This is a genomic window from Candidatus Deferrimicrobiaceae bacterium (genome assembly GCA_035256765.1).
GTDB lineage: Bacteria > Desulfobacterota > Deferrimicrobia > Deferrimicrobiales > Deferrimicrobiaceae > CSP1-8.
Map to the genome: position 1 here is coordinate 1 of DATEXR010000267.1, position 1,284 is coordinate 1,284.

Annotated in this window: 3 protein-coding genes; 2 read left to right on the forward strand and 1 reads right to left on the reverse strand. The window is 66.0% G+C overall.

Annotated elements, in window-relative coordinates; all coding sequences use genetic code 11:
* Positions 1 to 164: 164 nt before the first annotated feature.
* Complete coding sequence (locus VJ307_09020) at positions 165 to 605, reverse strand: hypothetical protein (protein HJX74283.1); 441 nt, start codon at positions 603 to 605, stop codon at positions 165 to 167.
* 52 nt (positions 606 to 657) lie between these two features.
* Between VJ307_09020 and VJ307_09025 the strand changes: the two genes are divergently transcribed.
* Positions 658 to 903 (forward strand): hypothetical protein, encoded by a 246-nt coding sequence (locus VJ307_09025; GenBank protein ID HJX74284.1) that lies wholly within the window; start codon positions 658 to 660, stop codon positions 901 to 903.
* The coding region (locus VJ307_09030) for a type II toxin-antitoxin system VapC family toxin (protein ID HJX74285.1) at positions 900 to 1,284 on the forward strand (385 nt) is incomplete at its 3' end. The genes VJ307_09025 and VJ307_09030, both read left to right, overlap by 4 nt.

The window sequence follows — 1,284 nt, forward strand, 5'->3', positions numbered from 1 at the left end:
AAGATCGCCGTGCTTATCTCCCACCGCTTTTCCACCGTGCGCATGGCCGACCGCATCGTGGTGATCGAAGGGGGTCGCATCACTGAGGTGGGCAGCCACGAAGAGCTGCTGGCCCGGAGCGGCACCTACGCCCGGTTATTCAGCCTGCAGGCAGAGGGATATCGTTAATGGCTGACCGAAGATTGCTTGCCGTCTTCGCCCACCCCGACGACGAGACGTTCCGCTGCGGCGGCACCCTGGCGCTGCTGGCCCGGCGCGGGGTGCGGGTCTGGGTGCTGTGCGCTACGCGGGGCGAGGCCGGCGTCCCCCCCTTTTTCGAAATCCTCCCCGCGCGTCACCATCGCGTTGGTGACGTGGGCCAGGCAGACGACGGGCTTTCCGATGGCGGCTCCCAAGGCCAAAAGCGCCGCCTCCATCTCTACAGAGACGACGCCTTCCTCCCGTCTAGCCGCGACCAACGCTTCGGTCCCGCGGAACGGGGCATCCGTCGTCCAGGAAGTTCCCTTATGGACGGGGATCCCCTTCTCCGCCATCCGCCGCGCGACGGCCGCCATCAGGGACGGAGAAGCGACCGAAAACCGCCTCGCCGGAAGGTACGCGTGCATGCGCGTGTGCATGCGCGTTGACTTGACCTACGACAAGGTCTAATATATGTTCATGATCCGGATCAACATATACGAGGCAAGGACGCACCTCTCGAAGTACCTGAAGCGCCTCCGGGCGGGGGAGACGATCGTCCTGTGCAAGCGGAACACTCCCGTCGCCGAGATACGTCCCCTGCCCGTCCGTCCCGGCAAGAGGCGGCCGATCGGGCTGGCGGCCGGTAAAGTCCGCGTGACGAAGCGCTTCTTCGAACCGTTGCCGGAGGACGTCATCGCGTCGTTCCGCGGCGGGGCCGGGTGAGGATCCTCCTCGACACCTGCACCTTCCTATGGGTTGCGGCAGGGGCGCGCGAGCTCTCCGCGCGTGCGCGGGATCTCTTTTCCGACCCGGCAAACGAGGTCTACTTAAGCCCCGTCTCCGCGTGGGAAATCGTGGTGAAGCACTCGCTGGGCCGCCTCACGCTCCCCGAGCCGCCCCACCTTTTCGTGCCGCGGCAGCGGGAGCTGCACGACGTCGCGCCGCTATCGCTCGATGAGGACGCCGTGCTCACGCTCGGAAGGCTTCCCGAGTACCACAAGGACCCTTTTGACCGGATGCTCGTCTGCCAGGCCCTCGCCCACGGGCTCACCATCCTGACGCCGGACGCGCAAATCAGCCAGTACCCGGTTCAGACCACCTGGT

What these genes read in the sequence shown, in the direction of transcription:
- VJ307_09020 (HJX74283.1), bottom strand. Translation starts at nt 605, where the DNA reads ATGCACGCGTACCTTCCGGCGAGGCGGTTTTCGGTCGCTTCTCCGTCC.
- VJ307_09025 (HJX74284.1), top strand. Translation starts at nt 658, where the DNA reads ATGATCCGGATCAACATATACGAGGCAAGGACGCACCTCTCGAAGTAC.